Genomic DNA, 4886 nt, shown 5'->3' with positions numbered 1-4886 from the left:
CTCCGCGACCGAGCGGGTACGGCGGACCGGGGCGCCCTCGCGCGGGGTGCGCGCGGCGGCGCCCGCCGCTCCGCCCGCCGCGCGCGCGGTGCGGGCCGGACGCGCCGGGGCCGGCGGGAGCTGGCCCTTCATCGGGCCCCAGTCGTTGGGATCCGGTACGCCCGGCGGGAGCATCTGGCGGCGCTTGGGCGCGTCCGGGTCGTGGGCCTCGCCCGGCTCCTTGGCACCGGGCCAGGCCTTGGCGACGCGCGCGGCCAGGACGAAGTCCTTGCGCAGCGGGTGTCCCTCGAAATTCTCCGGGAGGAGAAGCGGGACGAGGTGCGGGTGGTCGGTGAAGGTCACCCCGAACATCTCGAAGGTCTCGCGCTCGTGCCATTCCGCCCCGGCGTAGACGGCGACCGCGGACGGCAGGGAGGCGGCGCTGTGCGGGACCGTCGTGCGCAGCAGCAGCCGGCGCACCCGGTGGTTCTCCAGCGACGCGACGTGCGCGCAGATCCGGAAGCCGGTGCCGGGCTCGTCGACCGCGCTCAGCCAGTCGAAGTACGTGCAGCCCAGCTTGTCCCGGGCGATTTCCAGGGCGGAGATCCAGCTGCCGACGGGCACGTCCACGGTGAGGACGTCGTACGAGAATTCCGCGACGGCTTCGGCTCCGAAGACCGTCGGCGCCGCGTCGGGGAGGGAGTCGTAGAGGTTCACGCGCCCGCCCCCTGCGCGGATGCCGGCGGGGGCGTGACCAGGCCGCTGGTCAGCTGGGCCACGGACGGCCCGGCGGCGTAGCGCTCGGCCAGCGATTCGCGGGCGATCTTCTCCTGGAGCTTGAGGATGCCCTGGAGGAGGGCTTCGGGACGCGGCGGGCAGCCGGGCACGTAGACGTCGACCGGGATGATCTGGTCGACGCCCTTGGTCACGGAGTACGAGTCCCAGTAGGGGCCGCCGCAGTTGGAGCAGGCGCCGAAGGAGATGACGTACTTCGGCTCCGGCATCTGCTCGTAGAGCCGCTTCACCGCGGGGGCCATCTTGTCCGTGACGGTGCCCGAGACGATCATGAGGTCTGCCTGGCGGGGGCCCGGCGCGAAGGGGATCACACCGAGCCGGATGAAGTCGTGCCGGGCCATGGACGCGGCGATGAACTCGATCGCGCAGCAGGCCAGACCGAAGTTGAAGACCCACAGGCTGTACCGGCGGCCCCAGTTCAGGACCACCTTCATCGGTTCCGGGGCCAGGCGGGAGAGGACTCCCAGGCGCTTGGGCTCCGGCAGCAGCTCCGGCTGAGGTGTCACGTCCATTCGAGGACGCCCTTCTTGTACGCATAGAGCAGGCCGACGGCCAGGAAGCCCAGGAAGATGAACATCTCCACCAGCGTCGTGGCGCCGTAACCGGCGGCGGCGAACACCGTCGCCCACGGGAACAGGAAGATCGAGTCGACGGCGAAGATGACGTAGAGGAACGCGTAGACGTAGTAGCGGACCTGGGTGTGCGCCCAGCCCTCGCCGACCGGGTCCACACCGCATTCGTAGGTCAGCAGCTTCTCGCGGGTCGGGACGACGGGCCGCAGCAGGCGGCCCGCACCGAAGGCGACGGCCACGAAAAGCACACCGAGGGCGGCCAGCAGACCGACGACCGAATAGCTCCGGAAGTAGTCCGCCGCGAGCACGGTTACGGTCGATACCGTTGGTTCAGGCACGTCCGTTCCTCGCTCCTCGGTCACTGTCGACGATCTGGTACGGACGGGAGTCTAGGGCCTGCCTCACACAGGGTGGGGTTATCCCCCGTTCACAGCACCCCGGCCACCCCATGGCACCAGCGGGTCGCACTTGACAGGGTGTGGCGCATGACCCTGAGCCATGCCGTACCCGACAACGATCGACCTCCCCCCGTCCGCGCCGTTTTCAGCGCCGTGACGTGGAAGGAGATCGCCTATCTCGTGAGCAACCTGCCGTTGGCGATCGTCGGTTTCGTTTACGCGGTTGTCATGGTTTCCACCGCCGGCGGTCTTTCCGTGACCGCGGTCGGTATTCCCCTGCTCGCGTGCGGTCTATATCTGTCTCGGCAATTGGGACGGCTGGACCGGGCACGCGCCCGCGGGCTGCTGGGCGTACGGGTGGACGAGCCGACCCCGATCCCCGGGCCGAAGCGGTCCGGCGGATTCTTCCCCTGGCTGTGGACGAGCATCAAGGACCCGGTCGGCTGGCGCACGGTGCTGTACCAGCTGATCCGGCTGCCGTGGGGAGTACTCACCTTCACGGTAGCGCTGACCGGCCTGTTCGTGCTGTGGCCGGTGCTGCCGTACCTGGTGCGGCTGATGGCGAACGCGGACCGGGCGATGGTACGGGGGCTGCTGTCGCCCTCCGACGACCTGGAGCGGCGGATCGCGGAGCTGGAATCCGACCGGGGGGTCGTGGTCGACACGGCGGCGGCGGACCTGCGGCGCATCGAGCGGGACCTGCACGACGGGGCGCAGGCCAGGCTGGTGGCCCTGGCGATGGGGCTGGGATTGGCGAAGGAGAAGCTGCTGGAGGACCCGGAGGGCGCGGCGGCGATGGTCGACGAGGCGCACGGGGAGGTGAAGCTGGCGTTGCAGGAGCTGCGGGACCTCGCACGGGGTATCCACCCGGCGGTGCTGACGGACCGGGGGTTGGACGCGGCGCTGTCGTCGGTGGCGGCGCGGTGCGTGGTGCCGGTCAAGGTGGCGGTGGATCTGCCGGCTGATCCGCCGGGAGGGCGGCCGGGAGGGCGGCCCGCGGAGGCGATCGAGGGGATCGCGTACTTCGTGGTGTCCGAGCTGCTGCAGAACGTCAGCAAGCACGCGGGGCCGGAGGCGCGGGGCGCGACCGTCGACGTGTGGCGGGCGGGGGCGCGGCTGATGATCCGGGTGTCGGACGACGGGCGGGGCGGAGCGAGTCCCTCCGGGGGGAGTGGGCTGGCGGGGCTCGCGGAGCGGTTGGGCGCGGTGGACGGGGTGTTGTCGGTGGACTCGCCCGCGGGGGTGGGGACCGTGGTGACGGCCGAGCTGCCGTGGCGGGACCGGGGGTAGGGCCCCGGCCCCCTTCCGTAGGTGCGCGGGACTCCCGTCCGGGTGGGCGGGGGTCCCGTCCGCGTGTCCGGCGCCGTGCGCCTCGCCGGCGGGGCCGCAGAGGATGGGGCGGGGCCGTGGAGCTTCACTGCACCGCCGTTTCCCAGGGCTCCGCCCCGGACCCCGCGCCTCAAACGCCGGCGGGGCTGGATGTGGCGCCGCCTCGACGACACGCACCAGGTGGGGGTGTCGGCGGGGCTGGATGGGGCTGCCCGGCTCGCATGCACCCGCCGGGTGGGGTCGGCGCTCACACACCCGGCGGGCGGGATGTGGGGGCGGCTCGCCTCGGACGTCGGCGGGGCTTCGGGGTGGGGTTAACCCCCCGGTGGAGATGCCGACCCGCCGGATGGTCGTGGGGGGCCGGGGGGCGGCAGGGTGAGGGGTATCGGAGGACCGGAAGGGCGGGTCGGGATCATGGACAACGGCAGAGGCGCGAGCGGCGGGATCGGCGCGGTGCTGCGGGCTCCGGTCGAGGGGCGGACCTGGCGAGAGCTCGGGTACCTGCTGATCGGGCTGCCGCTGAGCACGCTGTACTTCTCGCTCGCCATCGCCGGCGTGAGCCTCGGCGCCGGACTGCTCGTCACCTTCATCGGCGTTCCGGTCCTCGCCGGCGTGCTCGCCATGTGCCGCGGCTTCGGGCACCTGGAGCGGGCCCGGGTGCGCGTGCTGCTCCGGGCGGACATCGCCGCCCCCGCACCGATCCGGGCGAAGAAGGCCGGGCCCCTCGCCGCCATGGGTGCGCTCCTCAAGAGCGGGAGCGCCTGGCGGCACGCGCTGTACTCGGTCATCCACTTCCCGTGGGCGGTGTTCTCCTTCTGCCTGGCCCTGGTGCTCTGGGCGTGCGGGTGGGCGTATCTGCTGTACCCGCTGTGGTTCTGGGTCTTCCCGGCCTTCACGGACCGGCCCGGTCTGCAGCTCTTCCAGAACGACGACTACACCTTCTACCTCGACTCGCCTGCCGCGATCGCCCTCACCAGCCTGATCGGGCTGGCCGTCACCCTGGCCACCCCCTGGGTGATCCGGGCCCTGACCACCGTCGACCGCGTGATGGTCGGCGGGCTGCTCGGGGCGTCGAGCCTGGCCACGCGCGTCAGCGAGCTGGAGTCCGACCGTGGGGTGGTCGTGGACACCGCCGCCGCCGACCTGCGGCGCATCGAGCGGGACCTGCACGACGGGGCGCAGGCCAGGCTGGTGGCGCTGGCGATGGATCTGGGGCTGGCGAAGGAGAAGCTGACCGAGGATCCGCGGGCCGCCGCCCGGATGGTGGACGAGGCGCACGGCGAGGTGAAGATCGCTCTCCAGGAGCTGCGTGACCTGGCCCGCGGGATCCACCCGGCCGTGCTGACCGACCGTGGGCTGGACGCGGCACTGTCCTCGGTGGCCTCGCGGTGCGCGGTGCCGGTACGGGTGGCCGTGGATCTGCCGGCCCGGCCCGTGGCGGCGATCGAGGGGATCGCGTACTTCACGGTCTCGGAACTGCTGCAGAACGTCAGCAAGCACGCGCTGGCCCGGTCGGCCTCGGTGGACGTGTGGAAGTCCGGGGAGCGGCTGCTGATCCAGGTCGCCGACGACGGCCGGGGCGGGGCCGGGCCCCGGGCGGGGGCGGGGCTGGCGGGGCTGACCGAGCGGCTGGACGCCGTGGACGGGGTGCTGGTCGTCGACTCCCCCGCGGGGGGCGGGACGACGGTCACGGCCGAGCTGCCCTGGCGCCCGTAGGCCTGGTACAGCTACCGAAGGCAGGGCCGGATGGCCCGGCCCTGCCGCCGCGCCCCCCCGCCCCGTAGCAGCCCCCCCCCCCCCCCCGCGCCCCCAC

General features: G+C 72.7%; 5 protein-coding genes. 2 read left to right on the top strand and 3 right to left on the bottom strand.

The window, feature by feature from the left end; translation table 11 throughout:
- The 3 genes from ACWGIU_RS29885 to ACWGIU_RS29875 form a co-directional block, all read right to left on the bottom strand.
- On the bottom strand, nt 1–696 hold a 696-nt coding region (locus ACWGIU_RS29885), incomplete at its 3' end, for an NADH-quinone oxidoreductase subunit C (protein ID WP_453710982.1).
- Entirely contained in the window at nt 693–1286 is a 594-nt protein-coding gene (locus ACWGIU_RS29880; protein ID WP_453710980.1) for an NADH-quinone oxidoreductase subunit B, read from the bottom strand. The genes ACWGIU_RS29880 and ACWGIU_RS29885, both read right to left, overlap by 4 nt.
- Entirely contained in the window at nt 1277–1684 is a 408-nt protein-coding gene (locus ACWGIU_RS29875; protein ID WP_215011233.1) for an NADH-quinone oxidoreductase subunit A, read from the bottom strand. Before ACWGIU_RS29875 ends, ACWGIU_RS29880 begins: the two co-directional genes overlap by 10 nt.
- Nucleotides 1685–1831: 147 nt before the next feature.
- Between ACWGIU_RS29875 and ACWGIU_RS29870 the strand changes: the two genes are divergently transcribed.
- Together ACWGIU_RS29870 and ACWGIU_RS29865 are read left to right on the top strand one after the other, a co-directional pair.
- Entirely contained in the window at nt 1832–3034 is a 1203-nt protein-coding gene (locus ACWGIU_RS29870; protein WP_453710977.1) for a sensor histidine kinase, read from the top strand.
- Nucleotides 3035–3487: 453 nt separating this feature from the next.
- Entirely contained in the window at nt 3488–4789 is a 1302-nt protein-coding gene (locus tag ACWGIU_RS29865) for a sensor histidine kinase (protein WP_453710975.1), read from the top strand.
- Nucleotides 4790–4886: the final 97 nt, after the last annotated feature.

The organism is Streptomyces sp. NPDC054840, from assembly GCF_053611065.1.
The sequence above is the reverse complement of the archived record's forward strand: the minus strand, read 5'-3'. Positions and strand labels throughout refer to the sequence as shown.